At 60.6% G+C, this 17,142-nt stretch carries 14 protein-coding genes; 2 read left to right on the top strand and 12 right to left on the bottom strand.

Translation table 11 applies throughout. The features are described from left to right. Positions 1-89 precede the first annotated feature (89 nt). On the bottom strand, positions 90-1,238 hold the full coding sequence (locus B5F12_RS04490; protein WP_087230935.1) for a GDSL-type esterase/lipase family protein: 1,149 nt from the start codon (positions 1,236-1,238) through the stop codon (positions 90-92). A gap of 183 nt (positions 1,239-1,421) precedes the next feature. Between B5F12_RS04490 and B5F12_RS04495 the strand changes: the two genes are divergently transcribed. Beyond that, positions 1,422-2,795, top strand: a complete 1,374-nt coding sequence (locus tag B5F12_RS04495) for an MATE family efflux transporter (protein ID WP_242954890.1) — start codon at positions 1,422-1,424, stop codon at positions 2,793-2,795. Positions 2,796-3,082: 287 nt separating this feature from the next. Continuing rightward, positions 3,083-4,621 (top strand): ATP-binding cassette domain-containing protein, encoded by a 1,539-nt coding sequence (locus B5F12_RS04500; RefSeq protein ID WP_087230939.1) that lies wholly within the window; start codon positions 3,083-3,085, stop codon positions 4,619-4,621. 48 nt (positions 4,622-4,669) lie between these two features. On the opposite strand, the gene B5F12_RS04505 is transcribed toward B5F12_RS04500, so the two are convergent. From B5F12_RS04505 to uvrB, 11 genes are all read right to left on the bottom strand, one after another. Continuing rightward, positions 4,670-5,026, bottom strand: a complete 357-nt coding sequence (locus tag B5F12_RS04505) for a YetF domain-containing protein (protein WP_087230942.1) — start codon at positions 5,024-5,026, stop codon at positions 4,670-4,672. A 53-nt stretch (positions 5,027-5,079) separates the two neighbouring features. Continuing rightward, a complete protein-coding gene (locus B5F12_RS04510; RefSeq protein ID WP_087230945.1) occupies positions 5,080-6,315 on the bottom strand; it encodes an MFS transporter in 1,236 nt (411 codons plus the stop codon). Positions 6,316-6,410: 95 nt separating this feature from the next. Beyond that, positions 6,411-7,571 carry a helix-turn-helix transcriptional regulator gene (locus tag B5F12_RS04515; RefSeq protein WP_087230948.1) on the bottom strand — a complete coding sequence of 387 codons (1,161 nt, stop codon included), beginning with the start codon at positions 7,569-7,571 and terminating at the stop codon, positions 6,411-6,413. Next, on the bottom strand, positions 7,555-8,115 hold the full coding sequence (locus tag B5F12_RS04520; protein ID WP_087230951.1) for a TIGR01440 family protein: 561 nt from the start codon (positions 8,113-8,115) through the stop codon (positions 7,555-7,557). Before B5F12_RS04520 ends, B5F12_RS04515 begins: the two co-directional genes overlap by 17 nt. A gap of 10 nt (positions 8,116-8,125) precedes the next feature. Then, the gene (locus B5F12_RS04525; protein ID WP_087231080.1) at positions 8,126-9,622 is read right to left on the bottom strand and encodes a carboxypeptidase M32; all 1,497 of its coding nucleotides are present in this window, start codon (positions 9,620-9,622) and stop codon (positions 8,126-8,128) included. A 290-nt stretch (positions 9,623-9,912) separates the two neighbouring features. Continuing rightward, on the bottom strand, positions 9,913-10,209 hold the full coding sequence (locus B5F12_RS04530; RefSeq protein ID WP_087230954.1) for a hypothetical protein: 297 nt from the start codon (positions 10,207-10,209) through the stop codon (positions 9,913-9,915). Positions 10,210-10,273: 64 nt separating this feature from the next. After that, on the bottom strand, positions 10,274-10,759 hold the full coding sequence (locus B5F12_RS04535; RefSeq protein WP_343286310.1) for a small multi-drug export protein: 486 nt from the start codon (positions 10,757-10,759) through the stop codon (positions 10,274-10,276). Between the two features lie 4 nt (positions 10,760-10,763). Beyond that, positions 10,764-13,604, bottom strand: a complete 2,841-nt coding sequence (uvrA, locus tag B5F12_RS04540; RefSeq protein WP_087230957.1) for an excinuclease ABC subunit UvrA — start codon at positions 13,602-13,604, stop codon at positions 10,764-10,766. 30 nt (positions 13,605-13,634) lie between these two features. Continuing rightward, a complete protein-coding gene (locus B5F12_RS04545) occupies positions 13,635-14,645 on the bottom strand; it encodes an aldo/keto reductase (RefSeq protein WP_087230960.1) in 1,011 nt (336 codons plus the stop codon). Positions 14,646-14,657: 12 nt separating this feature from the next. After that, complete coding sequence (ybaK, locus tag B5F12_RS04550) at positions 14,658-15,152, bottom strand: Cys-tRNA(Pro) deacylase (RefSeq protein ID WP_087230963.1); 495 nt, start codon at positions 15,150-15,152, stop codon at positions 14,658-14,660. Between the two features lie 9 nt (positions 15,153-15,161). Next, positions 15,162-17,123 carry an excinuclease ABC subunit UvrB gene (uvrB, locus tag B5F12_RS04555; protein WP_087230966.1) on the bottom strand — a complete coding sequence of 654 codons (1,962 nt, stop codon included), beginning with the start codon at positions 17,121-17,123 and terminating at the stop codon, positions 15,162-15,164. Positions 17,124-17,142 lie beyond the last annotated feature (19 nt).

The raw sequence follows: 17,142 nt of genomic DNA on the forward strand, positions 1-17,142 counted from the left end.
GTAAAGTTCCTGTGAAGGTTGTGTGCACCGAACAGCCGGGGCAACAGAGCGGTCCTCTGTACCCCGGCGTTTGTCTTTCTCATGATTGATCAAGATTCGTGTTTTCCACCCTTGCGTCGGTTCTGTAAAATGGTGACCACCACCAGACAGGCTCCCGTGACGCACACCAGAATCATCCAGATCACCAGATCGCTGGTGTCTCCGGTTGCCGGCGGCTGCTGCACCTGGAACACGTCCTGTGTTTGGACTGGGGGTGTGGGTGTCTGGGTTGCGGCAGGATTGCTCACATCTCCCTGGGGCTGATCTTCCACCACCACATCCTCTGGGGGCACGATGACCTGCTGGGCCAGGAGGTCGGTGACCTGCTGGGCAATGAGACCATGTCCATATGCATTGGGGTGGAAATCCAGGTTCAGCTTTACAGGTAAGGACACAGAGGCGTTGCAGGGGTTTTCCTGGGCGGTTTCAAAGGCATCATATACTTTGGCCACCGAACACTCCTGCTGCTGCGCCACAGCATCGATCACGTCATTGATGTCTGCCACCCCCGCCCCAAAGGCCGCGCACAGGCTCTGGGCCGAGCTGGCGAAGATGGGATTCTTGGACAGCTCCTTGACCAAGTAGCTGTACGGGTTGTACTGCTCCACCACCACCAGCTGAACCTGGGGATTCTCCGCGCGGATATTCAAGACCATCTGGGTCAAGTGGGTATGAAAGTCGGCCAGCGCCTGGGTGGCCCGCTCCGAATTGGAAAACCCAGGTCCTACTTCCAGGGCAAAGGTGAGAACGCCCATATCTCCCCCCATGATGGCATTCTTCATGTCCTCCTGGGTGGTGGGATTCTCGGGGTTGCGCTGGTTATACGCATCGGTCAGATAGGCATACAGGGCGTTCATCAGATCATTGCCGCCCACCGTTATGGTGATGATATCCGCCTGGGCAACCGCTGTGGAAACCTGGTCTGTCTGTAGTTTGTCCAGCAGAGAGGTAGCCGTCTCTCCATCCTGGGCCAAATTGATCAGCTCCAGGCCATTGTCCTGGGCCACCCGCTGGGCAAAACTCAAGGTGCCCTCTTCCAGCCCGTACCCGGAGGAAATGCTGTCGCCCAGAGCCACATAGCTTGTCCCTTGCTCAGACTGCGCTCCGGCCATGGGCATCAGGCACAAAAACAGAGCCGCCGATACCGCCACCCCCAGCAGCTTTTTCACCAGACCACCTTTCCCATTGGTCGATTTCATCAAACAATTGCTCCTTTCTGTTCCAATGCGGGTATTTTAACACACGAAAAGGCGACTCGTAAATCGGCCGAAAGTATGATGCTCCCCTCTTTGTGCCACGGGCGCCCCTCCTTATCTTGCCCTTTTCCAGGGAAAGGCGTATAATAAAATAATACAAATTTTCAAAGGAGGGGAGTTTTACCCTTGAACCCCAACGACAAAACCCAGCTCTTTGAATCCACTCCCATTCCCAAGGCCATTGCCACCCTGGCCATCCCCACGGTAATGAGCTCCCTGGTGATGGTGCTGTACAACCTGGCAGATACCTTTTTTGTGGGTATGCTCAATGACCCTGTGGAAAATGCCGCCGTCACCCTGGCCGCTCCGGTCCTGTTGGCCTTCAACGCCGTCAATAACCTCTTCGGCGTGGGCAGCTCCAGCATGATGAGCCGCGCTCTGGGTCGAAAAGACTACGACACCGTGTATAAGAGCTCTGCCTTTGGCTTCTACTGCTCCATTCTCTGCGGCATGCTCTTCTCGGTGTTCTATTTTCTCCTGCGTGTGCCCCTGTTGACGGTGCTGGGTGCTGATGCCCAGACCGCCGCCAGCACCACCGGGTACCTGACCTGGACCACCGGACTGGGGGCCGTTCCCGCCATTTTGAACGTAGTCATGGCCTACTTGGTGCGCTCAGAAGGCGCCTCCCTCCACGCCAGCATCGGCACCATGAGCGGATGTCTGCTCAATATCATTCTGGACCCCATCTTCATCCTCCCCTGGGGCTTCCACATGGGGGCGGCCGGAGCCGGTCTGGCCACCTGCATCTCCAACTGTGTGGCCTGTCTGTACTTCTTTGTCCTGCTGTGGGTGCGCCGGGGCAACACCTTTGTGCGCATCCACCCCAAGCACTTCACCTTCCAAGGTGACATCGTCAAAGGGGTGTGCGGCGTGGGCATCCCCGCCTCCATCCAAAATCTGCTCAACGTCACGGGCATGACGGTGCTCAACAGCTTCACCGCCCCCTTTGGCGCCAACGCCGTGGCCGCCATGGGCATCTCCTACAAAATCTACATGGTGCCCATGTATGTGGCCATGGGCCTGTCGCAAGGCCTCATGCCCCTGGTCAGTTACAACTACGCCAGCCGAAACTACCGGCGCATGAAGCACGGCATCACCTTTACCGCCAAAATCTCCGTGTCCTTCCTGGTGGTGGTCACCGCCTGCTACTTCCTTTTCAGTCCCCAGCTCATCACTCTGTTTATGAGCAACCCGGAGGTGGTCTCCTACGGCAGTTCCTTCCTGCGGGCCATGTGCCTGGCCCTCCCCTTCTTTGCCACCGACTTCTTGGCGGTGGGTGTCTTCCAGGCCTGCGGCCTGGGACGGAACTCCCTGATCTTCGCCATTCTCCGTAAGGTAGTATTGGAAATTCCCGCCCTGTACATGCTCAATCGCCTCTTCCCCCTGTACGGCCTGGCCTGGGCCCAGTTCTGCGCCGAGGTCATCTTGGCCATTGCGGCCGTGGTCACTTTGAGCCGCCTGTTCCGGCGCTTGGAAGACGGGCTGCACCACACTGCCTGAGCCGCCCTCTCTTGACGGCAGATTTTATCTGTGCTACACTATTTTTAATCTCATACGCAAAGGGTGAAAGTATGAACAAGTAAACTGTTTCCTGTCATGATTGTATACCAGTGTTTGGTCCATGAAGCCATGGGCCTTGGTTTTCGTGACGCGAGGAACAGTTTACTGACCACTCTGTCTGGGGAGATGTTCTCCCTTTGTACAGGGTTTGCCTTTCGTTGCGTCAGTCTGTCCTCGTGTCATGCGAGGACAGACTTTTTTCTTTGCTGCGAAAGGAGCGATTGACCATGATGCAAGTAAAACACCTCACTATCACCCACAAAAAAGACCTCACCGTACTGGTGGACGACCTGAGCTTCGTGCTGGGTTCGGGAGATCGGGCCGCCATCATCGGCGAGGAGGGAAACGGAAAATCCACGGTGCTCAAGCTCCTGTATGATCCCGCCCTGGTAGAGGCTTATGCCGACTGGACGGGAGAGGTCATCGACCACGGATGCCGCAAGGGGTATCTGGCCCAGGAGCTCCCCCCGGAAGCACTGGAGCTATCGGTACTGGACTACTGCCGCTCCACTCCCGCCTTTGAGGATGCCGACCCCCGAGAGATTTCCCGCACCGCCCGACAGCTGGGGCTGGACGAGGGGCTGTTCTACGATTGGCGGCCCATGTCCACCCTGTCCGGGGGTGAACGGGTGAAGCTGCGCCTGGCTCTGCTGTTGCTGGCCCAGCCCGACCTGCTCCTGCTGGACGAGCCATCCAACGATCTGGACGTGGAGACCGTGGAGTGGCTGGAGGAATTTCTCCTCTCCTGCCCCGTCCCCGTCCTCTACGTCTCCCACGACCAGCTGCTGCTCACCCGCACCGCCAACGTGGTCATCCATCTGGAGCGGCTGCGCCGCCGTACCACCGCCCGGTGCACGGTATCCAACCTGGACTATGCCTCCTATACCACCCAGCGCCAGGCGGCCTTTGCCCAACAGGAGCAGATTTCCCGCAAGGAACACGCCCAATACCAGGCCAAGCTGGAGACCTACCGGAAGATTCGGGACAAGGTGGACCACCAACAGGCCACCATCTCCCGGCAGGACCCCCACGGCGGCCGTCTGCTGAAAAAGAAGATGCACACGGTGCAGGCCATCGGCCGCCGCTTCCAGCGAGAGGCGGAACAGATGACCCCCATGCCTGAGTGGGAGGAGGCCATCCTGGCCGCCTTTGACCCGGTCAAGGCTGCACTGCCCGCCGGGAAAACGGTGCTGCGCCTGGACCTGCCCCAGCTCACCGCTGGAGATCGGGTATTGGCCCAAAATATTCATCTTTGGGTGACTGGCCCTGAGAAGATTGGCATTATAGGCCCCAACGGAGTGGGCAAGTCCACCCTGCTCAAGTTGTTGGCGGACCAGCTTTTGCCCCGGGCCGACATTCGGGCCGCCTATATGGCCCAGAACTACTTCGACCAGCTGCCCCGGGGCCTGACTCCCGTGGAGATTCTGGCCCCCTCCGGGCGTAAAGAGGACATCACCCGGGCCCGTACCCTGCTGGGATCCATGAAGTACCAGGCGGAGGAGATGGACCATCCCGCCGCCTCCCTCAGCGGCGGCCAGTGCGCCAAGCTGCTGTTTCTGGCTATGGTACTCCGTGGCAGCAATGTCCTCTTGCTGGACGAGCCCACCCGCAACTTCTCCCCCCTCTCCGCCCCGGTGATTCGCCAGGTTCTGGCGGAGTTCCCGGGAGCCATCCTCAGCGTGTCCCACGATCGGCAATACCTCTCCCAGGTGTGCCAGCGGGTGCTGAAACTGACCCCCAACGGGCTGGAAGAAGTAAATCACTAGACGAAATACCCCCGGCTGTCGATACATACAGCCGGGGGTATCTTGTCGCTATTTTTTGAACAGCACAAATTTCAGGTTGCGGTCACACACCGCCAAAAACACCTCTTTGGCCGAGGAAATGTGGCGCTGCTTGAGCTGCTTGTCCAGCCAGGTCCGGTCCAGCCCCATGCGGTGAATGAGGCTCAAAGCCAGGGTGATGCCGCCGTAGATCACCATGGCAATCATGGGTTTCCAGGGCTCCTCCAGCTCGGTGGCCATCTCGGCGGCGATGGAGCCGATGGTGATTCCGGTGATATAGTCGAAAAAGTCCAACTGGGCAATCTGCTTGTGTCCGATGAGCTTCGCCGACAGAAACAAAACGGCAAAGGACCCCACCGTGGTGAGACAGAGCGTGAGAACAGCCATGGCGTGCGCCTCCTTTTCTGGTATTCTGTCTCAAAATCCCAGAAACATGCATTTCATTCTCCATCCCGCCCAGGCTGATAGACCTGCCGCACTTGTGTCCGGTTTTTCCAGATGGTGAGCCAGCACACCACTAGAGTAAAGGCAGCTCCCAGGGTGACACACACCCTTACATCCAGCACCTCCCCCAGTGCTCCCATCCCCAGGCTGCACAGGCTGGAAGCAGCCATAATGCACATGCTCTCAAAGGCGTTGATTCTGGCCCGGAGCCCCTCGGGAAGGTACCGCTGCACCGCCGCCTGGCGCATGGTGGCGCTGTTCACCCCCAGAAAACCTGCACTTGCCCGGTTGAGGAGCATCAGGGGATAGGGCAGCCACAGCAGGCATAGGTCCATGACCTCGTAGAACTGGTAGACGAAGAAGGCAAAGCCGTATTTCTTCTCATCGGGGATACGCACCCGGTACTGTACCACACCACCCAGGCTGCGCCCCACAAACTCCGCCACCGAGAATAGGCCGTACAGGAAAGCGCTCATCCCCGGCATGGTGCGGAAAAAGGCCACCAGCAGCGGGGCATAGCCGCTGGCCACTCCGTTGGTCACCGCCATGTAACTGTAGATGCTGCGCAGGCCCTTCTCCTGTTGGAGGTACCGGGCGGCCTCCCGGATGTCCCCCCACCACAGTGCCAAGGAGAACCGGGCTCCCCCCTTCTCCACCTGCTCCACCAGCTGAATGTGGCTCTCCACCCCCGCCGCCAGCAGGGACAGCCCGGCCTGGATGAGGAGAATCCACGCCACCCCCACCGTGTCCAGCAGCATCGCCGCCACCGGGGTCATGATGACCTTGAGCACCGGGTAGAGGGTGGCGGACACCGCATACCCCTTCTCCTCCAGGCCGCTGGGGATGAGTTTGGGATAGATGCAGTTGTAGGCCAGCTCGTCAAAGACACTCAGGGAGGCCAGCAACAGAGAAAAGCCCAGATACCCCAGGTAGTGAAAGTCCCAGAACATCAGGTAGAGGCCCGCCGCTCCGTAGAGTATGCCATTGAGCACGTCCCCGCCCACCAGAAAGGGCTTGCGGGGCATTCGGTCCATCCAGGGGGCGGCAAACAGAGGGATGACAAAATAGGGCACCAGCTGAATGGCCAGAATGAGGGCGGAGGCCAAGGTGCTCCCCGTCTCGTCAAAGACCAGAAAGGACAGGGCAAAGCTGCCTGCAATACCACCCACAGCCCCCAGGGTTGTGGCCAGGGTGACCAGGGTAAAGTTTTTCGTCCAAAGGGTCTGTCTCATGTCTTTCACCTCACATTCATGGTAGCACAGGGTATAAGGGCAGAAAAAGGCCCTTCCTTTGGGAAAATGTTCTCCCAAGGAAGGGCCTTACCGGGTTAAAAATCCACTCTGATGGGAAAATCCCGGAGCAGTTCGTAGGCATTGCGGTACTGCCGGTTTGCCGTGTACCACTCCAGCACCCAGGGCAGGTGGAACGCCGCAAAGCTGATGGGGAGCAGGGTCTGGCAGTCCTGGAACACCTGCAAGAGCTGCGCCCCGTATTCCGGGTGATGCAGATAGTCGGGATGCTCCAGGCGGTAGCGGATCAGATGGCACATCTGTCTGCCCAGCTCCATATTCCAGTTTATCCTGTCTGCCCGGTCCAGGGCCTCCAGGGCTTCACCGATCCGCCCCAGCTTCTCACAGCACAGGGCCAGCTTTTGTAGTTCCATCCCCGTGGGCTGATCCACGGTGGAGAAATAGGCATAGGCATTCTGGTATTCCCCGCACTCCAGGTATCCCGAAGCCTGATTATAGGCGATGCTGCGCAGAATGCTCTCATCCCCCAGGGCCTGGGCCAGTCGCCGTGCCACCCGGTACTGCTCCTCCATCTGCTCCAAATGGAGCTGGTTGCAGTAGCAGTTGCCCATATACAGCTTGGCAAGCAGCATCAAACGCACATACCCCTGCTCACTGGCCCGCTGGTAGGCCTGGCTCAGGCACTCCACCGCGGCGGTGTAGCTGTTCCCCCGGACATAGCGGTCCATCCCTGCCCGCAGCCAGGTATAGGCGCAGGGGTTCAGGTCCAGCGCCTCCTGGTAGCGCTCCTGCTGCACCCGCCACAGGGACAGCTGGCGGCGGTCCAGATACTCCTCCAGTCCGGTGTCCCCCATGGGCTGTTCCGGGTGAACAAAGCCCCGCAGCACTGCCACGTCCAATCCATAGGGGCTGCTTGCCAGCCGGGGCCCCTGGGCATCAAACTCCGGGGCCAGATCACCAGGGTCCTCTGGGTCGCAGGACAGCACCGCCTCATAGCAGCGCTCCACCCACTTCTCCCCCACTTCCATGGTCTCCTGGTCCTCGTACCAGGGCACCTCCAGCCGCTCCAGCAGCAGGCGTATCACATCCGGGCTGCCCTCCGCCTTGCCCTGCTCGATTTTGGAGAGGTAGGACCCAGTGCAAATCCCACGGCACAGCCCCTCCTGGCTCCAATCCCGGCGCAGACGCTCTCTCCGGATGACTGCCCCCGCAAACAGGCGATTACCGGGGGTCTCCATCGTATACCGCCCGGCTGCCTCCGATGAACTTAGGCCGGGTGCGGGCGCACAGCAGCAGCCCCTCCCCGATATGGTCCAGGCTCAGGCGCACGGGCACCGCCACGTCCTTCAGGTGCATCCCGATGAGGGTTCCGCCAATATCCAGGCCGCCGTGGGCCCGGATGTGCTCCACCGCCACGGGGTGCTCAAAGTTCTGCCAGGCGGTGGTGGCAAAGGAGCCCCCCGCCTTGGGCTGGGGCACCACACACACCGGCTCATAACCATATTTTTCAGCACATTTCTCTTCCACAATCAGCGCCCGGTTCAGGTGCTCACAGCACTGGGCGGCCAGAAAGATGCCGTGTTCCTGCACCACAGGCCAAATTCCTCGGAAGATGGCCTGGGCAGTCTCCAGGCTGGAGGCCTTGCCGATGTGGCCCCCCACCACCTCAGAGGAGGAACAGCCCACCACCAGAATCTGGCCGGAGGTCATGCCGGACACCTCCAGCAGCTCAGACACCGCCTGTCGGCTCTGCTCTTCCATCTGTTCCAATGTCCACGCCATGTCTGTCACCTCACAAGTTGTAGAGTTTGGAGTATTTCTCCGTGAGATAGTCGGTGTACACCGTGGGGTCGAAGTCCCCGCAGGCCTGCTCCACCAGCTCCTTGGGGTCCAGCATACAGCCATAGCGGTGGATTTTATCCGTCAGCCAGTGGGTGACCGGCTCCAGGTCTCCCCGGGCCACGCTGCCCCACACGTCCACGTCCTTCTCCATGTTGCGCAGCATCTGGGCCCCGTAAGCGCTGCCCAGGGCATAGGAGGGGAAGTAGCCGATCATGCCGCCGGACCAGTGGGAATCCTGGAGACAGCCGTGGGTGTCGTCGGGCACGTCCACCCCCAGATACTCCTTATACAGTCGATTCCACTCAGCAGGCACGTCCTTCACCGCCAGAGTGCCGCCGATAAGCTGCTTTTCAATCTCATAGCGCACCATCACGTGGAGGCAGTAGGTAAGCTCATCGGCCTCGGTGCGAATGAGGGAGGGCTGGGCCATGTTCACCGCCCGGTACATCTGCTGGGCGGTCACGTCGGAGAGCTGCTGGGGGAAGAACTCCTGCATCTTGGGGAAGATGGCCTCAATAAAGGGCAGGGAGCGGCCGATGAGGTTCTCATAGAACCGGGACTGGCTCTCGTGGATGCCCATGGAGGCCCCGCCGGTGAGGCAGGTGTAGTCATAGTCCGGGTTCACGTCCAGCTCATACCGGGCATGTCCCCCCTCGTGGATGACGGAATACATGGAGCTGGCCACGTCATTCTCCAAGTAGTGAGTGGTGATGCGCAGATCCTGGGTATTAAAGCCCAGGGTGAAGGGGTGCTCGGTCTCCCCGATGGCGCAGTGGCCCCGGTCCAGACCCATGACTTCCATGAGGTAGTCGGAGAACTTCCGCTGGTCCGCCACGGGGTAGGTACGGTGGAGGAAGCTCACGTCCGGCTGTTCCTTCTCCCTAATGGCATGGATGATAGGCACCAGCCTGTCCCGCACGGTGGCGAAGAACTGGTCCAGCTGCTCCATGGTGATGCCACGCTCATACTCGTTGAGCAGGGCGTCATAGGGGGCCTTGTCAGGGTCGTAATACCCGGCAAACCGGCGATTGTATGCCACCAGCTTCTCCAGCACTGGGGCAAAGAGGGGGAAGTCGTTGGTCTCCTTGGCCCGGTGCCACACATCGCTGGCCTCGTTGACCAGCATGGCGTACTCCATATACTCCTGGGCAGGGATGCGGGTGAGCTGGCGGTACTCCCGGCTCAGCAGCTCCACCTGGCGGCGCTGCTCGGCGGTGAGCTGCTCCCCGGCCTGGGCCAGGGTCTCCAGCATCTCCCCCACCTTGGGGTCAGAGAAAATCTTGTGCTGCTCCCCGGCCAGAATGCCCAGGGCCACCCCACGGCCAGCGGCGGTATCCCGGGGGGCCACGGTGACCCCGTCTAAGTACAGAGAGGACTGGGCTACCGTGTAAGCGTACAGCTTTTTTTGCAGCTGCTCCAGCTCGTCCATGGCCTGTTGAATTTCCATAACCATCATTCCTTTCATATAAGCCCTCCAGAACAATTCTGGAGGGCTTAGACTGTAAAAACCTCATATCTATGCAAGAAAGTCAGAGCGTCTTGTGTTTGAAAAAAGCCCTCGGCAGAGTTTTCCCATCCGAAGATGGGAAAATAAATTAAAATCCGTTTTTTTCGGGGACATGCGCATCGAAAAAAACACTTCTCAGCCCGCCAGTGTGGCATCGGGTCGTCCTTTGACCCGATGATGCATGCAGCGGGCTGCATCCACTCGAAAAAATGCTTGCATTTTTGAGAATCTTAGATGTGTAGTTGTGCGTGGCAGTCCTCCACCAGCCGCCGGGCCACAGCCAGACCACGGGGCGACAGCCCTCCGTCCACGATGCGGATGTCGCCCTGCCACAGTCCAGTGCGGCGCAGCCAGTGCAGCGCCCGCACCCCCTGCTCCAGCCCCTCCCCGTCCCCGTGTCCGGTCAGGGAGACGGTGAGGTTCAGAGGGATCGGGAGCAACAGCCGCCCCAGAAGGAGCCAGCACAGGGCCAGCAGCCCAAAGGCCGCCAACAGTCCCAGCACCGTAAAGGCCAAATACATTCCCATGACCATCCACCACCTTTGTGGCATTCTATGCCCAAAGGTTGGAGGTGGTCACAGAAAGCGTTCCTTAAAAGAGGCTCTTCACGCCGTAGGAGAGAATGCTGATGATAAGGCCGGCGGACAGCACGCCCCCGGCGATGGAGGGCAGGGCCTTTTTCAGGCGCATGTCCAGGAAGGCGGCCACCAGGGCCCCGGTCCAGGCTCCGGTGCCTGGCAGGGGGATGGCCACGAAGATAGCCAGGCCCAGATACTGATACTTCAGCACCGAGGCGCTTTTCAGGTGGGCCTTCTGCTCCATCTTATCCACCACGCTGTTGAGTCGGGGCATATTCTGGCGCATGAACATAAAAATACGCTGGATATACACCACAATGAAGGGGACGGGGAGCAGGTTTCCGATCACCGCCGCCAGGTACGCCGCCCAAACCGGCAGTCCCGCCGCCACGCCGAAGGGAATTCCCCCTCGCAGCTCCACCACGGGAAGCATAGACACCAACAGCGTGAGGATGAACTCTCCGTTCAGATCGGTGGTGAGCCATTGCATCAAATCCATTCTCTTATTCTCCTTTGTTTTCTTCCAAAATCTTTTTCAGGTAGCGGCCCGTGTAGCTCTCCGGGCACTGGGCCACCTGTTCGGGGGTGCCACAGCACACCACCGTGCCGCCCCCGGCGCCCCCTTCGGGGCCCAGGTCGATGAGGTAGTCGGCGGTCTTGATGACATCCAGATTGTGCTCGATGACCACCACGGTGTTGCCCGCCTCCACCAGCCGCTGGAGCACCTCCACCAACTGGTGCACGTCGGCGGTGTGCAGGCCGGTGGTGGGCTCGTCCAGGATATAGATGGTAGACCCGGTGGACCGCTTGGCAAGCTCCGTGGCCAGCTTCACCCGCTGGGCCTCACCGCCGGACAGGGTGGTAGAGGGCTGACCCAGCTTGACATAACCCAGCCCCACGTCCATGAGGGTCTGGAGCTTGTTTTTCAGCCGGGGCAGGTTCTCAAAGAAGCCCAGGGCCTCCTCCACCGTCATCTCCAGCACCTCGTGGATGTTCTTGCCCTTGTAGCGCACCTCCAGGGTCTCCCGGTTGTACCGCTTGCCCTTACACACCTCACAGGGCACATAGATGTCGGGCAAAAAGTGCATTTCAATCTTCAACAAGCCATCGCCAGCACAGGCCTCGCATCGGCCGCCCCGGACGTTGAAGGAGAAGCGGCCGGGCCCATAGCCCCGGCTCTTGGCGTCGGGGGTGGAGGCGAACAGGTCCCGGATATCTCCAAACAATCCGGTATAGGTGGCGGGGTTGGAGCGAGGGGTGCGTCCAATGGGGGACTGGTCAATGTCAATGACCTTATCCAAAAACTCAATGCCCTCGATGCCGTCGTGCTTGCCCGGCCGGGCCTTGGTGCGGTTGAGCTCCGCTCCCAGCCGCTTGTACAAAATCTCGTTGACCAGAGAGGACTTGCCCGAGCCGGACACGCCGGTGACCGCAATGAAGGTGCCCAGGGGGAAGTCCACGTTGATGTGGCGCAGGTTGTGCTCGGCAGCGCCCAGCACCCGCAGCACCTTGCCGTTGCCCTCCCGGCGGTGTTCGGGAATGGGCACTTTCTTCCGGCCGGACAGATAGTCGCCCGTGATGGAGCCAGGGGTGTTCATCACCTCTTCGGCGGTGCCGCAAGCCACCACCTGGCCGCCGTGGACGCCCGCTCCGGGGCCAATGTCGATGATATAGTCGGCGGCTCGCATGGTGTCCTCGTCGTGCTCCACCACAATGAGGGTGTTGCCCAGGTCCCGCAGGTGCTTCAAAGTGCCCAGCAGCAGGTCGTTGTCCCGCTGATGCAGGCCGATGGAGGGCTCGTCCAGAATATACAGCACCCCCATGAGGGAGGAGCCGATCTGGGTGGCCAGACGGATGCGCTGGCTCTCACCGCCGGACAGGGTGCCCGCCTGACGGCTCAGGGTCAAATATTGCAGACCCACGCTCTTCAAAAAGCCCAGCCGCTCCCGAATCTCCCGCAAAATGCGGTCGGCAATCATCATCTGGGTCTCGGTGAGGGTGATGGTGTCCAGGAAGGCCAGGGCCTCGTCCACCGGCATCTCACAGAACTGGTGGATGGAGATGCCGCCCACTGTCACCGCCAGAGACTCGGGGCGCAGCCGCTTTCCGTGGCAGTCGGGACAGGGGGACTCGCTCATGCACTCCTCGATCTCCCGCTTCATGGCGTCCGACTGGGTCTCCTTATAGCGGCGTTCCAGGTTGTTGACAATTCCCTCAAAGGGCTGGTACAGAACTCCCTTGCCCCGGGGCTGGTCGTAGTGAATGGTGAGCTTTTCTCCCTTGGTGCCGTACAGAATGATGTCGAGCACCTCGGGGGTGAGCTTTTCAATGGGGTCGGTGAGGTTGAAGTGGTATTTGGCGGCCAGGGCCTCAAAGTACATCCGGGAAATGCCGTCCGACTTGATGTTGTTCCACCCGGAGGCGGAGATGGCCCCCTCCAGAATGGACAGACTGCGGTTGGGGATGATGAGGTCCGGGTCCACCTTCAGCTGAGCCCCCAGGCCGGTACAGGTGGGGCAGGCGCCGAAGGGATTGTTGAAGGAGAACATGCGGGGGGTGAGCTCTTCAATGGAGATGCCGCAGTCCTCACAGGCGTAGTTCTGGGAGAACACCAGGTCCTCGTCCTCCTGCACCAGGTTGATGAGCACCACGCCGCCGGACAGCCCCGCTGCCGTCTCCACCGAGTCAGTGAGGCGGCGGGTGATGTCCTCCCGGATGACCAGGCGGTCCACCACGATCTCAATGTTGTGCTTTTTGTTCTTCTCCAGCTTGATCTCTTCGGACAGGTCGTAGAGGGCACCATCAATGCGCACCCGGACGTAGCCGGAACGGCGGGCGTCCTCCAGCACCTTGGCGTGTTCGCCCTTCTTGCCCCGGATGACGGGGGCCAGCACCTGGAGCCGAGTGCCCATGGGCAGGGCCATCACCTGGTCGATGATCTGGTCAATGGTCTGCTGGTGAATCTCCTTGCCGCACTTGGGGCAGTGGGGGGTGCCCACCCGGGCCCACAGCAGACGCAGATAGTCATAAATCTCCGTCACCGTGCCCACGGTGGACCGGGGATTTTTGGAGGTGGTCTTCTGGTCGATGGAGATGGCGGGAGACAGGCCCTCGATGTAGTCCACATCCGGCTTCTCCATCTGGCCCAGGAACATGCGGGCGTAGGAGGACAGGGACTCCACATAGCGGCGCTGGCCCTCGGCGTACAGAGTCTCAAAGGCCAGGGAGGATTTACCCGACCCGGACAGGCCAGTGAGCACCACCAGCTTGTCCCGGGGAATCTCCACGTCAATGTTTTTCAGGTTGTTCTCTCGGGCGCCCTTAATGAGAATACGGTCGATCATATTGGATCTCCTTCAAGTGTTGGGCTGGGTTCAGCAGCCAAATTCCTTTGCCACGTCACGGAGCATTTCCCGGATGGGCAGCTCGTAGGGGCAACGGGTCTCGCAGGCTCCACACCCCACGCACTCCCCAGCGTGATGGTCCAGAACCATGTACCGCTCCACGGCCCAGTCCACCAGGCCGTAACGCCGGGCGTAGTTGGCCATGAGGAACTGAGAGGGAATGTTGATGCCCACCGTGCAGGGGGCGCAGTAGCCGCAGCGGCGGCAGAAGTGAGTGCCCAGCTCGGCCCGGATGCGCTGGCATTCCTCCAGCTCCTCCTGGGTCAAGGGGGCGGACAAATCCACCTGGGCGTTGCGCTGCACCTCCTCCACGCTGCCCATACCGGGGATGGACACGTCCATGACCCCAGAGACGGCGATGAAGCGCAGGGCCAGGTTCCAGTCGTCCAGGTTGCCCCCCGCCATGGGCTTCATGGCGATGGTGCCAATGCCCTTTTCCCGGGCCAGGGCCAGCACCTCGTGGCCCTGCATCTCCACGATGTTATAGGGGAACATCACCGTCTCAATCTGGTGGGCGTGCTCTTCCACCAGCAGGCGCAGGGCTTCCAGGGAGTGAGCGGTGGCTCCAATGTGGCGGATTTTCCCCTCTGCCTTGGCCTGGGCCAGGGCCTCATAGGCCCCGTCGGGGCCAAAGACCCGGTCAAAGTCCTTCAAGGGCAGGTTGTGAATCTGGTACAGGTCGATATAGTCGGTCTGAAGGTTGCCCAGGCTGATGCCAATGTCCTTCTCCATGGCCTCACGGCTGCGGGACATAGACTTGGTGGCCAGGATGAACTTGTCCCGGCGGCCCTTCAGGGCAGCACCCAGATATTCCTCAGATACCGTGTAGCCCCGGGCGGTGTCGATGAAATTGATGCCGAACTTCTCCAGCTCGTCCACCACCGCCATGGTGTTGGCGGCGTCGGAGCGCTGGATGGGGATGCCGCCAAAGGAGATGGCGGACACCTTCAGTCCGGTGTTACCTAAGGTTACCATGTTCATAGTTGTACTCCCCTATTCTTCCACAATCACGTCGGCCGTGGTGGCTCGCACCAGGTCCAAAATAGCCTGGGGTGCCACCTCCACCTGAAAGCCGATCTTCCCGGCGGACACGTAGATGGTGTCCTGGTCCAGGCAGCTTTGATGGAACACGGTGGGGAACTGCTTTTTCATCCCCACCGGAGAACAGCCGCCGTGGACATAGCCCGTGAGGGGCAGCAGTTCACGGCTGGGCAGCATGGCCACCGACTTCTCCCCCACCGCCTTGGCCGCCTTCTTCAAGTCCAACGTGGCGGCCACCGGGATGTCAAACACATAATATCCCCCGGAGGCCCCACGGGTCACCAGGGTTTTGAACACGCAGGCAGGGTCCTGGCCTAAACTCCGCGCCACACTCACCCCATCCGGGGCGGTCTCCCCGTCGTGGGGATAGGTGTGGCCCTGATAGGGCACCTTTTTCTGTTCCAGGACCCGCATGACGTTGGTTTTTTCCTCTTTTTTCTTTGCCATGGTATTGATTCAGTCCTTCTCTTTGAGACGAATAATCTGATCACGCAGCTGAGCCGCCAGCTCGAACTCCAACATGCGGGCCGCCTCTTTCATTTCCTTTTCCAGGCGGGCGATGGTGGCCTTGCGCTCGCTGTCGGTCAGCTTGCGGGAGCGCTTGGCGGTCTCCTCGCCCTCCTGGGCCACCGTCATCAGTTCCCGCACCGACTTGTGCACCGTCTTGGGCACAATGCCGTGCTCCTGATTGTAGGCGTCCTGGATGGAGCGGCGGCGCTCCGTCTCGGCGATGGCCCGAGCCATGGAGGGCGTCACCGTATCGGCGTACATGATCACCTGGCCCTGGGCATTTCGGGCAGCCCGGCCAATGGTCTGGATGAGGGCGGTCTCGGAGCGCAGGAAGCCCTCCTTGTCCGCATCCAAAATGGCTACCAGGGACACCTCGGGCAGGTCCAGGCCCTCTCGCAGCAGGTTGATGCCCACCAGCACGTCGAACTCGCCCAGGCGCAGGTCCCGGATGATCTCGGTGCGCTCCAGGGTGTCGATGTCGTGGTGCATATACCGCACCCGGATGCCCGCCCCTTTCAGGTAGTCGGTGAGGGTCTCCGCCATTTTCTTGGTCAGAGTGGTCACCAGCACCCGCTCGCTCTTCTGAGTGCGCTGGTTGATCTCCCCGATGAGGTCGTCCATCTGTCCCTCGATGGGCCGCACCTCCACCAGGGGGTCCAACAGCCCCGTGGGCCGGATAACCTGCTCCACCACCTGCCCGGACCGGGTGCGTTCGTACTCGCCGGGGGTGGCGGAAACGTACACCACCTGGTTGAGCCGTGTTTCAAACTCGTCAAACTTCAAAGGGCGGTTGTCGTAGGCGCAGGGCAGCCGGAAGCCGTAGTCCACCAGGGAGGTCTTCCGGGCCCGGTCGCCGTTGTACATGGCCCGCACCTGGGGCAGGGTCACGTGGCTCTCGTCAATGAAGAGCACAAAATCCTTGGGAAAATAGTCCAGCAGGGTGTGGGGCGGGGAGCCCACCGGGCGGCCCTCAATGACCCGGGAGTAGTTCTCAATGCCCGAGCAGTACCCAATCTCCTGCATCATCTCAATGTCGTACATAGTGCGCTGCTTGATGCGCTGGGCCTCGATGAGCTTGCCCTCCGCCTCAAACTGGGCCACCCGCTCCTCCAGTTCCTTATAGATCTCCTGGATGGCGGCGTCCATCTTCTCTTTGGGGGTGACGTAGTGGGTGGCGGGCCACACGGGGATATTGTTCAGCCGCCGAATCACCGATCCAGTGAGGGCGTTGACCTCACTGATGCGGTCGATCTCATCCCCGAAGAACTCCACCCGCAGAGCAGTGTCCTTCCAGTAGGCGGGCCAGATCTCCACCGTGTCCCCCCGGACCCGGAACATGTTTCGCTCGAAGGCGATGTCGTTGCGCTCGTATCGAATGGACACCAGCCGCTTCAACAGCTCCGGGATGGGAATCTCCATCCCCACCCGCAGGGAGACCATCATGCTGGCAAAGTCCTCCGGCTCGCCCAGGCCGTAGATGCAGGACACGGAGGACACCACGATGACGTCCCGCCGCTCCAACAGGGAAGCGGTGGCGGACAGGCGCAGGCGGTCAATTTCCTCGTTGATGGCCGAGTCCTTCTCAATGAAGGTATCGGTGTGGGGAATGTAGGCCTCCGGCTGGTAGTAGTCGTAGTAGGAGACAAAGTACTCCACGGCGTTGTTGGGGAAGAACTCCTTGAACTCGGCACACAGCTGGGCGGCCAGAATCTTATTGTGGGCCAGCACCAGGGTGGGTCGCTGCACCGCCTCGATGACCTTGGCCATGGTGAAGGTCTTGCCTGAACCGGTGACGCCCAACAGGGTCTGTTCGTCCAAGCCGTTTTCAATGCCCTGAGCCAGAGCCGCTATGGCCTGGGGCTGGTCCCCGCTGGGGGTGTATTCCGATACCACTTCAAACCGATTCATCCTTCCACCTCTTCCCTTT

Source organism: Pseudoflavonifractor sp. An176, assembly GCF_002160435.1.
GTDB classification, from domain to species: Bacteria; Bacillota; Clostridia; order Oscillospirales; family Oscillospiraceae; genus Enterenecus; species Enterenecus faecium.

Bases quoted from the DNA above. Each gene is read 5' to 3' on its own strand.
- B5F12_RS04490 (WP_087230935.1), bottom strand. From the start codon at position 1,238: ATGAAATCGACCAATGGGAAAGGTGGTCTGGTGAAAAAGCTGCTGGGG.
- B5F12_RS04500 (WP_087230939.1), top strand. From the start codon at position 3,083: ATGATGCAAGTAAAACACCTCACTATCACCCACAAAAAAGACCTCACC.
- B5F12_RS04505 (WP_087230942.1), bottom strand. From the start codon at position 5,026: ATGGCTGTTCTCACGCTCTGTCTCACCACGGTGGGGTCCTTTGCCGTT.
- B5F12_RS04510 (WP_087230945.1), bottom strand. From the start codon at position 6,315: ATGAGACAGACCCTTTGGACGAAAAACTTTACCCTGGTCACCCTGGCC.
- B5F12_RS04515 (WP_087230948.1), bottom strand. From the start codon at position 7,571: ATGGAGACCCCCGGTAATCGCCTGTTTGCGGGGGCAGTCATCCGGAGA.
- B5F12_RS04520 (WP_087230951.1), bottom strand. From the start codon at position 8,115: ATGGCGTGGACATTGGAACAGATGGAAGAGCAGAGCCGACAGGCGGTG.
- B5F12_RS04525 (WP_087231080.1), bottom strand. From the start codon at position 9,622: ATGGAAATTCAACAGGCCATGGACGAGCTGGAGCAGCTGCAAAAAAAG.
- B5F12_RS04530 (WP_087230954.1), bottom strand. From the start codon at position 10,209: ATGGGAATGTATTTGGCCTTTACGGTGCTGGGACTGTTGGCGGCCTTT.
- B5F12_RS04535 (WP_343286310.1), bottom strand. From the start codon at position 10,759: ATGGATTTGATGCAATGGCTCACCACCGATCTGAACGGAGAGTTCATC.
- uvrA (WP_087230957.1), bottom strand. From the start codon at position 13,604: ATGATCGACCGTATTCTCATTAAGGGCGCCCGAGAGAACAACCTGAAA.
- B5F12_RS04545 (WP_087230960.1), bottom strand. From the start codon at position 14,645: ATGAACATGGTAACCTTAGGTAACACCGGACTGAAGGTGTCCGCCATC.
- ybaK (WP_087230963.1), bottom strand. From the start codon at position 15,152: ATGGCAAAGAAAAAAGAGGAAAAAACCAACGTCATGCGGGTCCTGGAA.
- uvrB (WP_087230966.1), bottom strand. From the start codon at position 17,123: ATGAATCGGTTTGAAGTGGTATCGGAATACACCCCCAGCGGGGACCAG.